Source organism: Klebsiella sp. BIGb0138 (genome assembly GCF_004342285.1).
Taxonomy (GTDB): domain Bacteria; phylum Pseudomonadota; class Gammaproteobacteria; order Enterobacterales; family Enterobacteriaceae; genus Klebsiella.
Window position 1 is genome coordinate 168,582 of sequence record NZ_SMCV01000005.1, and the last position, 17,706, is coordinate 186,287.

15 protein-coding genes are annotated in these 17,706 nt (G+C 58.7%); 5 read left to right on the forward strand and 10 right to left on the reverse strand.

Going from position 1 to position 17,706, the window contains the following annotated elements; genetic code table 11:
• Positions 1-124 precede the first annotated feature (124 nt).
• The 4 genes from EDF73_RS13500 to EDF73_RS13515 all read left to right on the forward strand — a co-directional run bounded on the left by EDF73_RS13500 (position 125) and on the right by EDF73_RS13515 (position 6,622).
• Positions 125-2,803, forward strand: a complete 2,679-nt coding sequence (locus tag EDF73_RS13500; protein WP_132729628.1) for a TonB-dependent receptor — start codon at positions 125-127, stop codon at positions 2,801-2,803.
• Between the two features lie 77 nt (positions 2,804-2,880).
• Positions 2,881-3,444, forward strand: coding sequence for a heme acquisition protein HasA (locus EDF73_RS13505; protein WP_132729629.1), 564 nt, complete (start codon positions 2,881-2,883; stop codon positions 3,442-3,444).
• Between the two features lie 50 nt (positions 3,445-3,494).
• Positions 3,495-5,297 (forward strand): type I secretion system permease/ATPase, encoded by a 1,803-nt coding sequence (locus EDF73_RS13510; RefSeq protein ID WP_132729630.1) that lies wholly within the window; start codon positions 3,495-3,497, stop codon positions 5,295-5,297.
• Complete coding sequence (locus EDF73_RS13515; RefSeq protein WP_132729631.1) at positions 5,294-6,622, forward strand: HlyD family type I secretion periplasmic adaptor subunit; 1,329 nt, start codon at positions 5,294-5,296, stop codon at positions 6,620-6,622. The genes EDF73_RS13510 and EDF73_RS13515 overlap by 4 nt, the downstream gene beginning before the upstream one ends.
• A 210-nt stretch (positions 6,623-6,832) precedes the next feature.
• On the opposite strand, the gene ggt is transcribed toward EDF73_RS13515, so the two are convergent.
• From ggt to EDF73_RS13565, 10 genes are all read right to left on the reverse strand, one after another.
• Complete coding sequence (gene ggt, locus EDF73_RS13520) at positions 6,833-8,455, reverse strand: gamma-glutamyltransferase (protein ID WP_132729632.1); 1,623 nt, start codon at positions 8,453-8,455, stop codon at positions 6,833-6,835.
• Positions 8,452-9,963, reverse strand: a complete 1,512-nt coding sequence (locus EDF73_RS13525) for a class I adenylate-forming enzyme family protein (protein ID WP_132729633.1) — start codon at positions 9,961-9,963, stop codon at positions 8,452-8,454. Before EDF73_RS13525 ends, ggt begins: the two co-directional genes overlap by 4 nt.
• On the reverse strand, positions 9,956-10,726 hold the full coding sequence (locus EDF73_RS13530) for a VOC family protein (protein ID WP_132729634.1): 771 nt from the start codon (positions 10,724-10,726) through the stop codon (positions 9,956-9,958). The genes EDF73_RS13525 and EDF73_RS13530 overlap by 8 nt, the downstream gene beginning before the upstream one ends.
• Complete coding sequence (locus EDF73_RS13535) at positions 10,723-11,133, reverse strand: PaaI family thioesterase (RefSeq protein ID WP_132729635.1); 411 nt, start codon at positions 11,131-11,133, stop codon at positions 10,723-10,725. The genes EDF73_RS13530 and EDF73_RS13535 overlap by 4 nt, the downstream gene beginning before the upstream one ends.
• Positions 11,134-11,147: 14 nt before the next feature.
• Positions 11,148-12,152, reverse strand: coding sequence for a zinc-binding dehydrogenase (locus EDF73_RS13540; RefSeq protein WP_132729636.1), 1,005 nt, complete (start codon positions 12,150-12,152; stop codon positions 11,148-11,150).
• 16 nt (positions 12,153-12,168) lie between these two features.
• Positions 12,169-13,146: an ABC transporter substrate-binding protein gene (locus tag EDF73_RS13545; RefSeq protein WP_132729637.1), complete on the reverse strand. Its 978-nt coding sequence runs from the start codon at positions 13,144-13,146 to the stop codon at positions 12,169-12,171.
• A gap of 25 nt (positions 13,147-13,171) precedes the next feature.
• A complete protein-coding gene (locus tag EDF73_RS13550) occupies positions 13,172-13,939 on the reverse strand; it encodes an ABC transporter permease (RefSeq protein WP_207896651.1) in 768 nt (255 codons plus the stop codon).
• 1 nt (position 13,940) lies between these two features.
• Positions 13,941-14,675: an ABC transporter ATP-binding protein gene (locus EDF73_RS13555; protein ID WP_132729639.1), complete on the reverse strand. Its 735-nt coding sequence runs from the start codon at positions 14,673-14,675 to the stop codon at positions 13,941-13,943.
• Positions 14,672-15,370 (reverse strand): GntR family transcriptional regulator, encoded by a 699-nt coding sequence (locus tag EDF73_RS13560; RefSeq protein WP_132729640.1) that lies wholly within the window; start codon positions 15,368-15,370, stop codon positions 14,672-14,674. Before EDF73_RS13560 ends, EDF73_RS13555 begins: the two co-directional genes overlap by 4 nt.
• A gap of 429 nt (positions 15,371-15,799) precedes the next feature.
• Positions 15,800-16,582: a DeoR/GlpR family DNA-binding transcription regulator gene (locus EDF73_RS13565; protein ID WP_132729641.1), complete on the reverse strand. Its 783-nt coding sequence runs from the start codon at positions 16,580-16,582 to the stop codon at positions 15,800-15,802.
• Positions 16,583-16,716: 134 nt separating this feature from the next.
• On the opposite strand from EDF73_RS13565, the gene EDF73_RS13570 reads away from it, so the two are divergent.
• Positions 16,717-17,694 carry an ABC transporter substrate-binding protein gene (locus EDF73_RS13570; protein ID WP_132729642.1) on the forward strand — a complete coding sequence of 326 codons (978 nt, stop codon included), beginning with the start codon at positions 16,717-16,719 and terminating at the stop codon, positions 17,692-17,694.
• The last annotated feature ends 12 nt before the right edge of the window (positions 17,695-17,706 follow it).

Below are 17,706 nucleotides of genomic sequence, written 5' to 3' on the forward strand. Positions count from 1 at the left end.
CATTTCCCTTAGCCATTTTTATATTTTTACTTTTTCTAAAAAATTTTTACGGGTTTGCGTATGTCGTTCGTCTTTATTGTTGAATGAGATTGATTACCATTATCAACAATAGCCGAGTACACACATGCATCAGCTACAGCTCCATTTTTGCAAAAGCCGCCATCCTCTTGCTTTTGCCATATCGCTGACGTTAGCGCTGGCAACCCCGGCGCTGGGCCATGCCGCATCGCCGGCGGTCGAAACGTTAAATCACAGCAAAAAATTCTCGATTCCCTCCCAACCGTTGCAAAGCGCGCTGTTACGCTTCGGCGAGCAGTCCGGCGTGCAGATCGCTTTTGAAGACCGCACGGTACAGGGGATGGCGTCGCAGCCGCTGAACGGCCCGATGCCGATCGCCGTCGCGCTGAATCAGCTGCTTGGCGACAACGCCGTGGCCCCGGAGTTTACCGATAGCGGCCAGGTCATTCTCCGCGCCCGCCGCGGCGATGCAGCCCGCGTCAGCGGCGCCCCGAAAGACGATACATTGACCGTCACCGCCCCCTTAAAATACTTAGCCGATGATTGGGTCTATGAGCAGCCCCGCTCCGTCAGCGTGATCAATCGCAAGCAGTTGGACGACAGGCCGGCGCGGCACGCGGCGGATATCCTTGAGCAGACGGCCGGCGTTTACTCCAGCGTCAGCCAGCAGGATCCCTCCCTGTCGGTGAATATTCGCGGTATTCAGGACTATGGCCGCGTCAATATGAACATCGACGGGATGCGGCAGAATTTTCAGAAAAGCGGCCACGGTCAACGGAACGGCACGATGTACATCGATCCGGAACTGCTCAGCGGGGTGACTATTGAAAAAGGCACCACCGGCGGGATGGGCAGCGCCGGTACGCTAGGCGGGATCGCCACGTTTAACACCCTGAATGCCAGCGATTTTATCTATGACGGTAAAGAGCTGGGAGGCAAGCTACACGCCAGTACCGGCGATAACGGTACCCGCTTTATCGGCAGCGGCGCGCTGGCGTGGGGCAATGAGACGGGGGATATACTGCTGGCTGCCAGCGAGCGCCATCTGGGCGATTACTGGCCGGGGAATAAAGGCAATATCGGCGATATTCGCGTCAACAACGCCACCGGCAACTACGATCGCTATGCCAGCGCGTTAAAAAATAATCAGATTACCGATAGCCGCTACAAGATGCTGTCGCGGATGGCGAAGGTCGGCTGGAATCTGCCCGCCAACCAGCGCCTGCAGCTGAGCTATCTGCAAACCCAGGTGAGCTCGCCGACGGCCAGTACGCTGACCGCCATCGGCGAAGGCGATGACCAGACGTTAGGCTGGAAGCAGAGCGGCTACGACGTGGTGATGGCGCGCAACGTCGCTCTGGATTACAGCCTTGCGCCGTACGATCGCGACTGGCTCGATCTGCACGCCAAGCTCTACTACGTGGATACCGACTCGCGCAGCGATACCTACGGTAGCGGGACGTCGGCGGCGTCTGGCGATTACTGGACGCAAACCCGCCTGCGTACCTATGGCGCGCAGCTGCAAAATACCTCGCATTTCTCTCTTGCCCCGGCGCATATGCTGAAGGCGGATTACGGCGTTGAATTTTACTATGACAAAGCCTCCAGCCGCTCCACGTCAGAGGATATGGTGGGCGTGACGCCCGGCGGGAATCGTTCGATATTCAGCCTGTTCTCCACGCTGACCTATGAGTATAACGACTGGCTAACCGTCGAAGGCGGGCTGCGTTATGACCGCTATCGTCTGCGCGGCACCACCGGCATGAACTACCCCGAAGCCACCTACACCATTGATAATCCCTGCACTTCGCGTCGTCTGAGCGGCTGCGTTATTTCCAGCTCTTACCATGAATGGGCGGTGGATCGCGAACAGTCCCGGGTGTCGCCCACCATGGCGCTGGCGGTGAGGCCGGGCGTCGAATGGCTGGAGCTGTATACCACCTATGGTCGTTCATGGCGTCCGCCGGCGATCACCGAAACCCTGACCAGCGGCAGCGCCCATGGCGATTCTACGCAATACCCTAACCCGTTCCTGCAGGCGGAGCGTTCCCGCGCCTGGGAAGTGGGCATGAATCTGCTGAAGTCCGGTCTGCTGCAGGAGGAGGATCGTCTGGCGGTCAAAGTGGCCTGGTTCGATACCAAAGTGTCGAACTATATCAGCATGGCGATTAACCGCGAGAAGCCTGGCATCACCCAGCCGGGGCTGGGCAACACCGCGTATGTCAATAACCTCAACAGCACCCGTTTCCGCGGGATTGAGTATCAGCTGAATTACGATGCGGGTTTCGTTTATACCGATTTTACCTACACGCACATGATCGGCAAAAACGAATTCTGCTCGCGGAAAGCCTGGCTGGGCGGAAAACAGCAGGGGGCCGGCAGCGCTAATAACTGGTACTGGGAAGATAATGATGAAGCGAATAACTTCGTCACCTGCGACGGCGGCAGCCAGTTCAGCTCCGCCGCGTTCCTGCCGGGCGATCGCGGCTCGTTTACCCTTGGCGGACGCGCCTTCGACCGCAAGCTGGATGCCGGCGTCACGGTACGTTTTGCCCCGGGATATCAGGATCACAGCGTCCCGAGCAACTACCCCTATCTGGCCGACTGGCCGCGCTACACCCTGTTTGATCTCTACGCCAGCTACCGCGTCACGGACAACCTGACGCTGCGCGGATCCGTTGAGAACGTCTCCAACCGCGCCTATGTGGTCAGCTACGGCGAAACCCTGGGTAATACCTTAGGTCGCGGACGTACCGTGCAGGGCGGCATTGAATATCGCTTTTAACCCCGTATAACGCGGCGCAGTTCGGGCGTGCCTGGCACGCAAAAAGGCCGCGATATCTGTAATATCAGGAGACCAATATGGCATTTTCAGTGAATTACGACAGCTCTGTAGGCAGCTATAGCATTCATGATTATCTGGCTGAATGGTCAGCCACGTTTGGTGACGTTAACCACACCAACGGCAATGTGGATGAAAGCAACACTGGCGGCTTCTACGGCGGTGCGCTGTCCGGAAGCCAATATGCGATCACCAGTACCGCGAACAATATCACCTCATTCGTGGCGGAAGGAAACTTAACCTATACCCTGTTTGCCGATCCGGCGCACACGCTGTACGGTTCCCTGGATGGTCTGTCGTTCGGCGATGGGCTGCAGGGGGGCTCCTCCTCACCGTACAACATCCAGGCGCTGGACGTCAGCTTCAGCGGACTTGGCCTGAGCAGCGCGCAATCTGAAGGTCATGACGGCGTCGTGCATGAGGTGGTGTATGGCCTGATGTCCGGCGATACCAGCGCGCTGGAAACCGCGCTGAGCGGCATCCTTGAGCAGTACAACCTGAGCATCGACTCGACCTTCGATCAGGTTGCGGCGGTGGTGGGCACATCAGCGACCGCGGAGCATGCGGATCTGCTGGCGGCATAACCCATCCGTTTCCCCGCCGCGGCGGGGAAACGGTTCAGGCAGGAGAGAGAATGAGCGTAACTCAGGGGCCGCTGGCCGGGCGACAGGAGATTCTGGCGGCGTTAGCAACCTGCCGACGCGGCTTCTGGTGCGTGGCGCTGTTTACCGCCGCCATCAACATGCTGATGCTCTCGCCGGCGCTGTATATGCTGCAGGTCTACGATCGCGTTCTGCCGTCCGGCAATCTTATGACGCTGACCATGCTGACCCTGATGGTTGTCGGCCTGCTGTTGTTTCTTGGTCTCATGGAATGGGTGCGCAGCGGGCTGGTTATCCGCCTCGGCGCGCAGCTGGATATGCGCCTGAACGCCCGCGTTTTCGACGCCGCGTTTGGCACCAATCTGAAAACGGGTAATGTCCTGGCGGGCCAGGCGTTAAACGATCTCACCAGTTTACGGCAGTTCGCCACCGGCAGCGCGCTGTTCGCCTTTTTTGACGCACCCTGGTTCCCCCTCTATCTGCTGGTGGTGTATCTGCTGCACCCGTGGCTTGGCCTCCTGGCGACCCTTGGCGCGGCGCTGCTGTTGGCCCTGGCCTGGCTCAATCTGCGCCTGAGCCAGCCGCTGCTGGAGCGGGCGGGGAAGGTGGCGCTCCATGCCAGCCAGCGGGCCAACGGCCAGCTGCGGCAGGCCGAAGCGATAGAAGCAATGGGGATGTTGCAGACCTTGCGTCAGCGTTGGCGCTGCCAGCATGCCGAGTTTTTGCATTTACAAAGTCGCGGTAGCGAGAAAATGGCGCTGATCACCTCCCTGACGCGCACGTTACGCCTGGCCCTGCAGTCGCTGATGCTCGGCTGCGGCGCCCTGCTGGCGGTCCAGGGCGATATCACCTCCGGGATGATGATTGCCGGTTCTATCCTGATTGGCCGCGTACTGGGGCCTATCGATCAGGTGATTGGCAGCTGGAAGCAGTGGCTGGCGGCCCGCGAAGCCTGGCGGCGCCTGCAGGTGCTGCTGGAAGCGAATCCCCCGCAGCCTGAACGCTTAGCGCTGCCCGCGCCACAGGGCAATTTGCGCGTTGAGCAACTGACGATAACGGCGCCGGGAAGCCGTCAGCCAATCTTAATGCAGCTGCAGTTTTCGCTGGCCGCGGGGACTATTCTCGGCGTGGTTGGCGCCTCCGGATCGGGTAAAACGCAGCTGATGAAACAGCTGGTCGGCGTGCAGAAACCGCTGTCCGGCAGCGTGCGGCTGGACGATGCCGAGATCCATCAATGGGATAAAACGGCGCTGGGCCCGCATATCGGCTACCTGCCGCAGGATATTCAGCTCTTTGCCGGTACGCTGGCGGAGAACATCGCCCGTTTTGGCGAGGTGGATGCCGACCGCGTGGTGTTAGCCGCACAGATGGCCGGTATCCACGCGCTGATTCTACGGCTGCCGCAGGGCTATGACACGGTGCTGGGCGAAGGCGGTAGCGGCCTGTCGGGCGGCCAGCGTCAGCGGGTGGCGCTGGCTCGCGCGCTCTACGGGTTACCGGCCCTGGTGGTGCTGGATGAGCCGAACGCCAATCTGGATAAAGAGGGCGAAGCGGCGCTACAGCAGGCCATTCTGACCCTCAAAGAGAAAGGAAAAAGCGTGGTTCTGGTAACGCATAAACCGGATATTCTGGCGATTACCGATCGTCTGCTGGTGCTGGCCTCCGGCAGGATGCAGCACGAAGGTCCGAGCGCCGAAGTGTTGAAAAAGCTGCCGGGCATGGCTCGGGCGCCGGCTGCCGGCGCGGTGACGCCGATCGGCGCGGGTCGTCATGGCGGCTTCAACGTCGGCTATACCGCGGTACCGCCGCGGGTTCGCGTTGAGGGTAAATCATGAAAGCGCTGACGTTGGCGGAACAGCTGGCCGGGTATGAGGCGACCTTCAACGAACGGTCCTATTTACGTTGGGGAGTATGGCTGGTTATCGTCGGATTTGGTGGTTTTCTCTGCTGGGCCAGCTTCGCGCCGCTCGATCGCGGCGTGCCGGTTGCCGGCAGCGTGGTGGTGACGGGGAACCGCAAAGCCGTGCAGCATCCCGGCGGCGGCGTGATCGCGCAGCTGCGCGTACGCGACGGCGAGAAGGTACAGGCTGGTCAGGTGCTGGCGGTGATGAATACCGTGGCTACGCAAACCCGGCGCGATGCGCTGCAAAGCCAGCTGCGCAGTTTGCAATTGCAGATGGCGCGCTGGCGGGCGGAGAGAACCGGGGAGAACGATCTTGCGCTGCAGCCCGAACTGATCGCCGCCAGGGATGAACCGGAGGTCGTGGAGCAGCTGGCGCTCCAGCGTCAGCTGCTGATTAATCGCCGCGCGGCCTTACGCAGCGAACTGGCGGCTATTGACGAAGGCGTTGCCGGTACCCAGGCGCTACTGAGCGGGATGGAGTCTTTACTGAACAGCAAGCAGCAGCAAAAGCGTTTACTTAACGAGCAGCTCTCCGGCATCCGGGGGCTGGCCGCGAAGGGGTATGTGGCGCGTAATCAGCTGCTGTCGATGGAGGGGCAGCTCGCCAGCGTGGAGGGGGAAATTGCACAAACCCACGGCAGCATAGGACGGCTGCGGCGGCAGACCATCGAGCTGCGATTACAGGCGCAGCAGCGCCGGGATGAGTACAGCAAAGAGGTCAATACCCAGCTGGCGGACGGCCAGGCGCAGATCGCCGCGCTGAAAAATCAGCTGGAGAAAGCGCAGGCTGACCTGCAGGATACGCAGATCCGGGCGCCGGTGGCGGGTACGGTGGTCGGCATGGCGGTGTTTACCGAAGGAGGCGTCATCCAGGCTGGACAGCAGCTGATGGAGATTGTACCGGAAGATTCGCCGATGGAAGTCGAAGCGCGCGTACCGGTCGAGCTGATCGATAAAGTGCATTTGGCCCTGCCGGTGGAGCTGCTATTTTCCGCCTTTGACCAGAGCACCACGCCGCGCGTGGCGGGAGAGGTGACGATGGTCGGCGCGGACCGTTTAGTCGATGAGCAAACCGGTAAACCCTATTACGCGCTGCGCGTTAAAGTCACGCGGGATGGCATGGATAAGCTGCAAGGATTAACCATTCGACCCGGCATGCCGGTAGAAGGTTTTATCCGCACCGGCGAACGGACGCTGATGAACTATCTGCTTAAGCCGTTGACCGACCGCCTGCATCTGGCATTGACCGAATCCTGATGGCTATCCGCCCGCGTAAGCTGAATAAAGGGGGGCCGGGACATCTCCTGGGCGGTGTTGAATTTTCTGCTGGAGACATCGCCAGATGGCCTGCTGAACCGGATCGTTCGCTGCGCCATGTCCTGGTCGTCTGGATTCAGTCATCCTTAATTCCACCATACCAATTTGAAGGGCCGCTGCTGGCGAAATGACAAGAGCAGCCCTTTTACATCAAAACCCCAACGCTTGCCCGTCCCGGCGGCTATCGCTGGCGGCGACATAACCATGATTTGGCGCATCCGACAGTCGCCAGATAAATTGCCCGGCGCCAAAATCCATATAGGGATCGTCCACGGCTTTAAGTTGGTGCCCACGAGATTGTAGTTGTTGTGCCACTGCCGGATCAAAACCCGTTTCCAGATCGAGGGTAAAATCCCGGTTAACCTTCCAACGTGGCGCATCACAGGCCGCCTGAGGTTGTTGATGAAAATCCAGCATTCGGACCAGAGTTTGTACATGGCCCTGGGGCTGCATATCGCCGCCCATGACGCCAAAACTCATCTGTGGCTGGCCCTCTTTGGTCAGGAACGCCGGGATAATGGTATGGAAGGGCCGTTTTCCTGGTTCCACCACATTGGCTGATTTGGGATCGCTGGAGAATCCGGCTCCCCGGTTTTGCAGGCTGATGCCATATTCCGGTACCACCACGCCCGAACCAAAGCCCATATAGTTGGACTGAATAAAGGAGACCATCATGCCCTGTTCGTCAGCGGTGGTCAGATAAACGGTGCCGCCTGTGCGCGGCATTCCCGCCGTGGGCAGACTGGCGCGAGTCAGATCAATTTGGGCGGCGCGTTGTTGCAGGTAACTGTTGTCCAGCATTTGTTGGGGGGTGATTTCCATTGACCCCGGATCGGCCACGTAACGATAGACATCGGCAAAGGCCAGTTTCATCGCTTCAATTTGCAGATGCTGCGCATCGACGCCATCCAGCGCCAGGCTGGCAAGATCAAACTGTTGCAGAATCCCCAGCGCTATCAATGCTGCAATACCTTGTCCGTTCGGGGGGATCTCATGAACATCATAACCGCGATAACGCTGGCTGATGGGCGTGACCCATTCCGGCTGGTACGCCTGTAAATCCTGCAATGTCAGGCTACCTCCCGTTTGCTGTGACCAGTTCACAATGGCGTCGGCAACTTCGCCTTCGTAAAAGGCCCGGGCGCCCTGGTCGGCCAGCAGGCGTAGAGTCCTCGCGGCAGACGGAAAACGAAACGATTCCCCGGTTTGCGGCGCACGACCATCGGGCATGAACGCATCGGCAAAGCCAAGCTGGTGTGCAAGGAGCGGTACGGCAGCCTGCCATTTACGGGCCACCATTGGCGCCAGCGTGACGCCGCGTTCGGCAATCTCAATGGCGCTGTGCATCAGGCGGGAGAAGGGGAGTTTACCGAACCGCCGATGTAGCGCTTCCCAGCCCGCGACAGCGCCCGGCACCGTGACGGCGTCCCAGCCTCGTTCCGGACGTTTTACCAACCCATGAGCATCGTTACCGTAGCGGCGATGAAAATAGTTCAGGTCCCAGGCTGCCGGAGCGGGGCCGGAGGCATTCAACCCATGCAGCCGCCCGTCGGCCCATACCAGCGCAAAGGCATCGCTGCCGAGCCCGTTTGACACCGGTTCTACGATGGTTAATGTGGCGGCGGTGGCGATAGCGGCATCCACCGCATTGCCGCCCTCCAGCAACATGCGGTTGCCTGCCTGCGCCGCCAGCGGATGCGAAGTGGAGACGATGTTACGGGCGAATACCGGCGTGCGCGGCGTGTGATACGGGTTATGCCAGTTAAAACTCATGGTTGTTCCCTTTTTTGTACGCGTTGTTCTGCCGCTGACTGCAATGCCCGGCGGTCAATTTTATTGGTGCCTGCCAGCGGGAAACTTTCCGTTAGCCAGATATGGCGTGGATGTAAATATGCTGGCCCCTGGTGCAGTACCCAGCTTTTCAGTGCCTGGGGATCGAGGGGGGCTCCGGCGCGCGGGATCACCCAGGCTACGGGTTTCTGACCTTTGATGTCGTCCGCCACCGGTACCACGCAGGCCTGTTGTACCTGAGGGTGGCTTTCCAGTAATTTCTCCACCTCTCCCGGCCAGATATTTTCACCGCCGCAGACGAACATGTCGTCATGACGGCCGATGAACCAGAAAAAGCCCTGTTCGTCGCGGTGGAACACATCGCCGGTAATGTAGTAACCGTCATCGGTAAACGGTACGGGCACATCCGGGCGCTGGTGGTAGCCTTGCATCAGCGCCGGGCTTTTCATTTCCAGCACGCCTTCATCAGCCAGGGTACCGTCACTGTTGCGTAGCCGTAGACTGACCTCCGGATGGGGATAACCGGGAGAGCCGGTGGGCATTGTCAGCCCCTGCGGATGAGGTGCAAAGACCACCGGCCCGGCCTCCGTGGTGCCATAGGCGTTAATGATGCGCGCCTGCGGCAGCCAATGGCGCAGCGACCGATAGAGACTGTCGCTCACCGGCGCCGATCCCATACGGATCACCCGCACGCAGGAGAGATCGCTGGTCGCCAGCAGATCTTTTTCCTGCAACATCATCGCCAGCATTGGCGGTACGGCAGTGAGCCAGGTACAGCGATAGTGGCTCACGGCCTGGAGATATTCGCGGGCGGTAAACTGCGGCAGCAACACCGTGGTCACCCGGCTTGCCAGCGTCAGCAGCGCCAGCGCCAGCGCGTTCATATGGTAAAACGGCGCGGCAATCAGCACGCGTTCATCCGTCAGTTCCGGGGTGGCCAGACGTGTGGCCACCACCCAGCGGTGGCTGGCATGGGTCAGGCGCACGCCTTTTGGCATCCCGGTGGATCCGGACGTATAGAGCATCAGGGCGAGGTCGTCGTCAGCGGGGATAAAACAGTTCAGCTCTCCGGGTTGTTGCAGGGCGTCCAGCTCGGCGCCAAAACTGACGCGAGGCAGATGGCGGGGAACGCGAGCAAGCTGATCTTCATCGCCGAGCAGCAGCTGGCTGCCGCTGTCCGCCAGGATGCGCTCAATGGTGCTTACCGGAAAACGAAAGTTTATCGGCACCGCCACCAGACCGGCGCGCATAATCCCCAGCAGACTGGCAATATAATCAATGGAGTTACGTGCGAGGATGGCCACGCGCGTTCCGGCTGGCCAGTTAAATTGCTTCAGACCGAGGCCGATGGCATCAGCCTGGCTGTCCAGCCGCCGGAAGGTAATTTCCCGCTGCGAGCCATCAGCTTGTGGAGTAATAAACGCCAGCCGATCGCTGTGGCGCAGGGCGGGACGGAAGGCGCCGAGGTTGTCAGGTAAGGTATCAGTCATGGTTAAACTCCAGCACCAGCGCCAGGGCAGGGATCGCCACACTCAGGTATCCATGGTGTTGTTCCAGAGGTAAACGTTGTTGTTCTGCCGCTTTGGCGATTGCCCCGGCGTCAGCGCCGGAAATCCGGATACTGGCAAATCGGCTTTCACGGTCATCCGTAAGCGGCAATAGCGCACCGTACTGTGCCTGCCACGCAGCGTAACTTGTCACCTGTAACAGGTTGGTTTCACCCAGTCTGGCGTAATTTTCGCGGGTGGCTGCCGGATCGCGCGCCACCACGGTCAGCGTCTGAATGCGGCCCGGCTGGAGCCACTCATCGCGCCACACCCATTCCGGGGTGTGATGCTGGCAGAAATAGACTCTTCCCGCGCTGAAGCTATCAGGCGTCAGACGTACGGTACTGAAACGTGCTTCCCCTGTTGCTGCGCCGCTGGTGACGTTACGGGAAAAATTCTGTACCGGTTGCACGCTGAACCCGGCATCCTGTAGGGCGGCTGCCGTCTGTGCCGCGTTGTCGCTGGCAAATACCAGCCCGTCGATACCCGGCGGATTATCCAGTAGTTCCCGGCGCAGCGACTCCCCCTGCGCGGGTAGGCCAATCAGTTCCAGATAGTGGTCAGCAAACATGATCAAATGGTTGATCGAACCGAGGCTGTGATAGCCCCGCGGGGTTAAGGTGAAACCCAGCCCCCGGAACAGCGTTGCGCTGTTATCCAGCGCAAAATGACTGTTAATCACCAGATGATCCAGTTTCAGACTCATGCGGCCCCCTGCTGCGCCGGGGTGGCGTACAGACCGCGCCCGCTGGCCACCAGCCGGCCTTCGGCGTCATAAACCCAGGCTTCCGCGCTGGATGCCAGTTTGCCGTGTTTAATTACTTTTGCTTTCACCGTGAGTTCACCGCGGGCCGGACGATGGTAGTCCACATGCAGGTTGAGGGTGGGCACGCCTTTGCTGGTCCAGGCCACCAGCGCCCAGTCGGCGGCGAGGTCAATCAGCGTGGCGAGAATACCACCGTGGATGTAACCTCCGGCCGGATTAACCACAAACTCCTCCCGGAAAGGCAGAATCAGGGTAATTTCTCCCTCGCCAGCCTGCGCCACCTTCAGTCCCAGCCACTGGTGATATGGGCCGTTCAGTAATTTTTGTTCGATGTTCTGTGCGTTCATTTTTTTCTCCTGAATCAGGGGGTGACGATCACTTTGCCCAGCACTTCACGGTCACGGATCAGGCGTAGACCTTCAGCGGCCTGCTCCAGAGGGAGAACCCGATCAATCAGCGGAGTAATACTGCCTGCGGCTACCATTGCCAGCAGGGCGGTGAGGTTTTCTGCATAAAAACTGTTGGAGCCTTTGATGTTCAGCTCAAAACTCCAGACATAGCGTAAGTCTTCCTGCGGGTCATAGCCGGCTGTGGCCCCGCACACCAGCAGCGTGCCGCCCCGTTTCAGGCATTTCAGCGAGGGTCGCCAGGTGTCGCCACCGGTAAAGTTGATCACCACATCGACGCCGCCGTCATAAGTGCGGCGCTGAGGTTTGCCATATTTTTCAATCGCCCAGCGGGAGAAATCCTGTTCGCGGTAATTGACCACATGGTCGGCGCCGAGCGAGCGTAGCGCGGCGGCTTTTTCATCGCTGCCCGCACAGGCAATCACTTCCGCACCAAGGTGTTTCGCCAGTACCACACAGGCGGTACCGACACCGCCGCTGGCGCCGAGGATCAGTACCTTATCGCCTGCCTTAATGGTGTTATGAGTGATTAACATGCGGTGGGCCGTGCCATAAGCCACCGGCAACGCCGCAGCCTGCTCAAAGGTCACACCTTCCGGTAGGGCGATAAGCTGACGGGCATCCACGAGCGCATACTCCGCCATACCGCCATCGATCATCTCCCCCATCAGACCCACCTCTGGTTTCAGCGGGTTAACCAGCACCCGATCGCCGATGTTCCAGCCGGTAACCCCTTCGCCGAGGCTGTCAATCGTGCCCGCCAGATCCAGCCCAGGCACTACCGGCAGAGGGACTTTAATGCCTGGCATTCCCTGTACGGTAAAGACATCGTGATAGTTAAACGAGGAGGCCCCGACACGGACCACCACATGCCCGGTCTGGGCATGGGGAATGGCTTTATGTTCATCAATCTGCAACTGCTCAAGGCCACCGTGTTGCGGTAATACCAGCGCTTTCATTATGTTGTTCTCCAGGTTATTTCAGGTTTTTCGAGGCCAGGTAAGGACGCGGGTCGAACAGGTCATCGTTCAGTTCACCTTTAATCGCTCCGCTGCTGAGCAGCACGGAGTGTTCGCGTTTTAGGGTGTCAATGTCAGCGGCTTCAAAGGACAACTGGTTCATGCGATCCCACAGGCTGACGTAAGCGCGGGCCTGGTCTTCCGGCAGGCTGGCTTTGGTTTTCAGGATATTCACCACCTCATCCGGGTGAGCGCGGCCCCAATCGAGAGTGTCGCGCAGGGCGGCGATGACTTTAGCCACGGTTTCCGGATGTTGGCTTACCAGCTCACTGCGCACGGTGCCAACGCCGATGTACGGCAGGGCATCGCTGTGCGTCAGTTTTTTCCATTCATCCGCAAAGGTGCTGATAATGCGTAATTTCAGGTCGGGTAACTGCTTAACGGTCAGGGTACGCAGCGCGGCGGCATCCACCTGATTTTGCGCCAGGAACTGCGCCAGTCGTGACTCATTGCCGCCTACCAGCGAAAACTGGTTCGCGGCAATACCGGCATTTTCCTGTAACAGGGTGCTGCCAATCACGGCCACGGAAGAACCGGCAGGAGACATCCCCACTTTTTTGCCTTTGAGTTGTGACAGGGCAGTAATAGGGGAGTTTTCCGGCACCACAAACGCCACATCGGCGGGTTGAGTGGCGGCAAATATTTTCACCGGCAACCCTTCGGCAGCCACGCTGAAGACTCCGGCAACCGGCGCGCCAAAAGCCAGATCAATGGAACCGGATGCCAGGGCTTTCAGCGGCGCATTCACATCCGGAAAGTGGATAAACTCGGCATCGACGCCATGTTTTTTCAGGAAGTCCTGGCTTTCCAGCACCGCGCCGTAGCCGAGGCTGACGCCGGAGGTCCAGTAACCGATACGCACTTTGCCATCGGCAACGCTGAGCTGCGGTAGGAGCCCTACCAGCAGGGTGAATAGAATCAACAGTTTTTTCATTTGATTACCCCAGGTTCAGTGAGTGTTATGAGCGTTTTTTCCAGCGGAACAGGTAACGTTCCAGTGGTTTCAACAGGCCACCTTCCAGTAGCAACATCAGCGAGACGAGCAACAGCGTCCAGGCGAACACCTGGCTGGTTTGCACCAGATCCCCGGCCTGACGCAGGCGATAGCCAATGCCATCGGATGAGCCCAGCGTTTCGGCCACCAGTGACACGCGCCAGCCGAAGCCAAAGGCGAGGCGTGCGCCGGAAAAGAAGTACGGCAGGATGGTGGGCAGATAAATTTTGCATAACGTCTGCCAGCGGCTCATGCGGAAACTGCGGGCCAGTTCGACATACTGCGCCTCCACGTTTTGCGCCCCCTGCCAGACATTGGTAAGGATCAGCGGCATGGAGGTCATAAACACCACGAAAATGGTGGTGGCATCGGAAATGCCGAACCAGATAATGGCGAAGATAGCCCAGATGGCCGAGGAGACGGTGTTAAATACCGCCAGCAGCGGCTCGCAAAAACGCGCCACCCGCGGGCTGGCTCCCAACACCAGCCCGAATACGGTACCCACCAGTGCCGCCAGCACAAATCCCGAGACCACACGGCTGAAGGTCGCGCCGATGTCATGCAGCAGCGTTTCCCCCTGCCACAGGGCCAGCAACGCCTGCCAGGTTGCGGCAGGGCCGGGTAACACAAAGGCCGGGAGATGTTGTGACCCCAGCCACCAGACGATAAGAAAAATCCCCAGCAGGATAATCCGTTGCAGTAGCAGACTCAGGGAGCGTGACAGATGCTTCATCTCATACCTCAAGACGCAACAGGCGAATCTGTTCATTCACCTCGGGAGTGGTGGCGATACGCGGGCGCGACAGGTTCAGAGCCGCTTCCTGGTGAATACGCCCCGGATGGGGTTTCAACACCACAACCCGATCTGCCAGTACCACCGCCTCTTCCACATCATGTGTCACCAGTACCACGGTCATGCCAGTCAATTGCTGAATGCGCAGTAATTCGTCATGCATGGTGCTGCGGGTTTGTGGATCAAGGCGTGAGAAGGGTTCATCCATCAGCAGGATTTGTGGCTGCACCACAAGGCTTCGTGCCAGCGCTACGCGACTGCGCATCCCGCCGGATAATTGATGCGGCCAGTGGTGGGCAAAAGGGGACAGGCCAACCAGCGCCAGGGCATCAGCCACCCGCTGGCGGCGTTCTTCTTTGCGGAGTGCACTGTTTTCCAGACCAAAATTGACGTTTTGCTCTACAGAGCGCCAGGGCAGCAGACGGTCTTCCTGAAACAGATAGGCAATACGCTGCCAGTGTTGAAACTGCCTGGCCGGGGTACCCTGAATCGCGATGTTGCCGCTGTCTGCTGTTAACAGGCCAGACATCAGATTTAAGAGCGTGCTTTTGCCGCCACCGGATGCCCCCAACAGCGCTACGATTTCCCCCTGGTGAATGGTCAGGGAAATATTGGTTAGCACATTCTGGCTGGTAAAAGATTTACTGACGCCGCGTAATTCAATCGCCGGGTTCATCCAAAGATCTCCCGTGGTAATACGGGTAATAACGCGCCCTCTTTGCTCAGGGTGGCGTAGATTTTTTCCAGCGTCATCGCCTGAAAAGTTTCAATATGGCGACGAGCAATAAATTCCACGCGTTTGGCATCACCTTCAATAAAGGCATCAATCATGGCGTTATGATCGTGTTTAATTTCAGGCTTAATACGCTGCACGTTAAATCCCAGTGCCACCAGCCGGGCCATTTCATCCATTAATCCGGAGAGGGTGCGAATTAAATGATCGTTTCCCGTGGCTTCGGCAATGGCTAAATGAAAACGTTTATTGGCATTCATAAATACATCAATGCGCGTGGACAGTGGCGCAGCGACTTCCACCCGACATTCCGCTTCAAGGGTTTTCAGCAGTGCAATATCCACCTTTCCTACTGCCAGCCGCGCCGCCAGAGGTTCCAACGCGGCGCGTACTGTGAATATTTCCTCCACGTCCTGCACCGTCACCGGCGCGATACGATAGCCTTTACGCGGACGCGAAATGACCAGTTTTTCATGGCTCAGGCGCGTCAGCGCCAGGCGGATGGTGCTTTTGCCGGACTGATAGCGTTCCATCAGTTCGGATTCTGTCACCAGCGCCCCCGGCAACAGGCGACAGGTCAGAATATCACGGCGAATAGTGTGGTAAGCCCGCTCGCTTAAAGATGAAGAATCGCTCATTCCGGCCTCTTAAATTTATTTCTGTGAGCTGCTCACAGAGTCTTGTTGAATATCCTAACGAGGCCATTCTGAAACAGTGCTGGAGAGTGATCTAATAATTAAATCAGGAATGCAATGTGACAATTTGCATGTACTGAGCAGCTCAGAGTGGAGAGAGAGATTTTTTCTGGAGTTTTATCTGCAGGGCTGTGAGCATCCCATTTCATTCAGAATATGCGCATTAGCAGATAAAATTATTCGTTCTGATTTCGACACTCGCTGTACCCCGGCGGGACATGTTCCTGTCGCTCAGGGAATATTGATATGGCTGAAATGGTTGTTATTGTCTCTGCTGATTATCGGTATTTCACCAGCGCCGGATGGAACCGTACGCGATCGACGCCAGCCTGTTTAAGCGCAAGCCTCTGGAGTCGGCAGCGGCTATTGCCCTTATCCGCCGGACAGCGTTTCGACGGCGTCGCGGCACAGCCATTGCGTCCGCCGTAGTTCCAGCCTCGCCTGCTGTTGCGCCGTCGGGGGGCGCTCGCTGACGACATAGTCAAAATCACCCGCGTGACCGTTACGACACAGCGCCGTGCGGCCAAACTTGGTGCTGTCGACCACCAGCACCGTGATATCCGCACTGGCGGTCAACGCCAGCCGCGCCACCACTTCAGCATCGTTGAAATCATACAGATCGCCGCTTTCGTCGATGCCGCCGACGGAAACCACGCCTATATCGACCCGGTAGCGGCTAAAGAAGGCCAGCGCATCGCTACCAATAATATCCAGATCGCGCTTGCGAATCCGCCCGCCGGCTATCGTCAGCGTACAGCCGGGAAGCTGACTGAGCGGTTGCGCGGCGTGCAGGTTATTGGTGAAGACGGCGAGAGAAAGGCTCTCCGGCAGGGCACGCGCCACCATCTCCACGGTGGTGCCGGTGCCGAGAAAGCAGCTTTGCGCCCCGCAGAGCAGCCGCGCCACCTGCTCGCCAATCCAACGCTTGCCGTTGATGTTGACGATCTTCCGCTGCTGCCAGGCGATATTTTCGCGTGCGAAAGGCGCGACCATGCCGTGGCGACGCAGCAGCAGACCCTGCGCCGTTAAGTCACGCAGATCGCTGCGTATGGTTTGCAACGATACGCCAAAGTGCCGGGAAAGCGCGTCAATACTGATTTCTCCGCGCTCTGTCGTCAGGGCGACAATGGCATTGCGACGAGTTTCCGGTGTCATTTTCCCTTCCTGCCACGCTATTTTCGGCCATCCTAACCCGGCAATGTGAAACTATTACTACGAAAGACGTTGGTCATATTTTTGTCAGATTCCCCTGTTTTAATCGTCGCAACGAAAACACCGGGGACGGAACGATGAATAAAAAAAACGTGCTGGCCGCGCTGATGCTGACCATCATGAGCGCATCGGCTTTTGCCACCTCCACGCTGACGCTCTATACCAGCCAGCCCAACGAAGATGCGCAGACGACCGTCAGCGCCTTTGAAAAAGCGCATCCTGACATTGAAGTGAAATGGATCCGTGACGGGACCACTAAACTGACCGCTCGTCTGCAGGCCGAGTTAGCCGCCGGCGCCGCCGCGCCGGACGTGCTGCTGATCGCCGACAGCGTCACCATGGAAGCTCTGAAACAGCAGCATTTACTGGCCGCGTATCGCTCGCCGCAGGCCCGCCGCTTTGATGCCCAGCTGTATGATAAAGACGGCTACTATTACGGCACCAAGCTGATCACCACCGGTATCGCCTGGCATACCAAAGCGCCGGTCAAGCCAACCTCGTGGCGGGATCTCCTGAAGCCGGAGCTGAAAAACATGACCACGCTGCCCAGCCCGCTTTATTCCGGCGCGGCGCAAATCCACCAGGCAACGCTGATGAATGCCCCCGACCTGGGCTGGCAATATTACGAGCAGCTGAAAGCGAACGGTGCGATGCCGCAAAGCGGCAACGGCGCGGTAATGAACGCCATTACGTCCGGGAGTAAGGCCTACGGCGTGCTGGTGGATTACATGGCCATTCGCGAAAAGGCCAAGGGGGCGCCCATCGGGTTTACCTTCCCGAAAGAGGGGGTCAGCATCGTCACCGAGCCGGTGGCAATGATGAAGAACGCGAAAAATCCACAGGCCGCGAAGGCGTTTATTGATTTCTTACTGTCGACCGAGGGACAGCAGCTGGTGCTACAGCAGGGCTATCTGCCCGCCGATGCTTCGCTGCCGGTGCCGAAGGGTTTCCCGCCGCGCGACAGCATTAAGCTGATGCCGTTCGACGCCGCCAAAGCGCTGGCCGACACCGAGGCGAACAAAAAGCGTTTTGCCGACCTGTTTGGCAGCCGTTAATTGATGAACGCG

Coding starts and splice junctions, on each gene's coding strand:
- EDF73_RS13500 (WP_132729628.1), top strand. CDS start 125: ATGCATCAGCTACAGCTCCATTTTTGCAAAAGCCGCCATCCTCTTGCT.
- EDF73_RS13505 (WP_132729629.1), top strand. CDS start 2,881: ATGGCATTTTCAGTGAATTACGACAGCTCTGTAGGCAGCTATAGCATT.
- EDF73_RS13510 (WP_132729630.1), top strand. CDS start 3,495: ATGAGCGTAACTCAGGGGCCGCTGGCCGGGCGACAGGAGATTCTGGCG.
- EDF73_RS13515 (WP_132729631.1), top strand. CDS start 5,294: ATGAAAGCGCTGACGTTGGCGGAACAGCTGGCCGGGTATGAGGCGACC.
- ggt (WP_132729632.1), bottom strand. CDS start 8,455: ATGAGTTTTAACTGGCATAACCCGTATCACACGCCGCGCACGCCGGTA.
- EDF73_RS13525 (WP_132729633.1), bottom strand. CDS start 9,963: ATGACTGATACCTTACCTGACAACCTCGGCGCCTTCCGTCCCGCCCTG.
- EDF73_RS13530 (WP_132729634.1), bottom strand. CDS start 10,726: ATGAGTCTGAAACTGGATCATCTGGTGATTAACAGTCATTTTGCGCTG.
- EDF73_RS13535 (WP_132729635.1), bottom strand. CDS start 11,133: ATGAACGCACAGAACATCGAACAAAAATTACTGAACGGCCCATATCAC.
- EDF73_RS13540 (WP_132729636.1), bottom strand. CDS start 12,152: ATGAAAGCGCTGGTATTACCGCAACACGGTGGCCTTGAGCAGTTGCAG.
- EDF73_RS13545 (WP_132729637.1), bottom strand. CDS start 13,146: ATGAAAAAACTGTTGATTCTATTCACCCTGCTGGTAGGGCTCCTACCG.
- EDF73_RS13550 (WP_207896651.1), bottom strand. CDS start 13,939: ATGAAGCATCTGTCACGCTCCCTGAGTCTGCTACTGCAACGGATTATC.
- EDF73_RS13555 (WP_132729639.1), bottom strand. CDS start 14,675: ATGAACCCGGCGATTGAATTACGCGGCGTCAGTAAATCTTTTACCAGC.
- EDF73_RS13560 (WP_132729640.1), bottom strand. CDS start 15,370: ATGAGCGATTCTTCATCTTTAAGCGAGCGGGCTTACCACACTATTCGC.
- EDF73_RS13565 (WP_132729641.1), bottom strand. CDS start 16,582: ATGACACCGGAAACTCGTCGCAATGCCATTGTCGCCCTGACGACAGAG.
- EDF73_RS13570 (WP_132729642.1), top strand. CDS start 16,717: ATGAATAAAAAAAACGTGCTGGCCGCGCTGATGCTGACCATCATGAGC.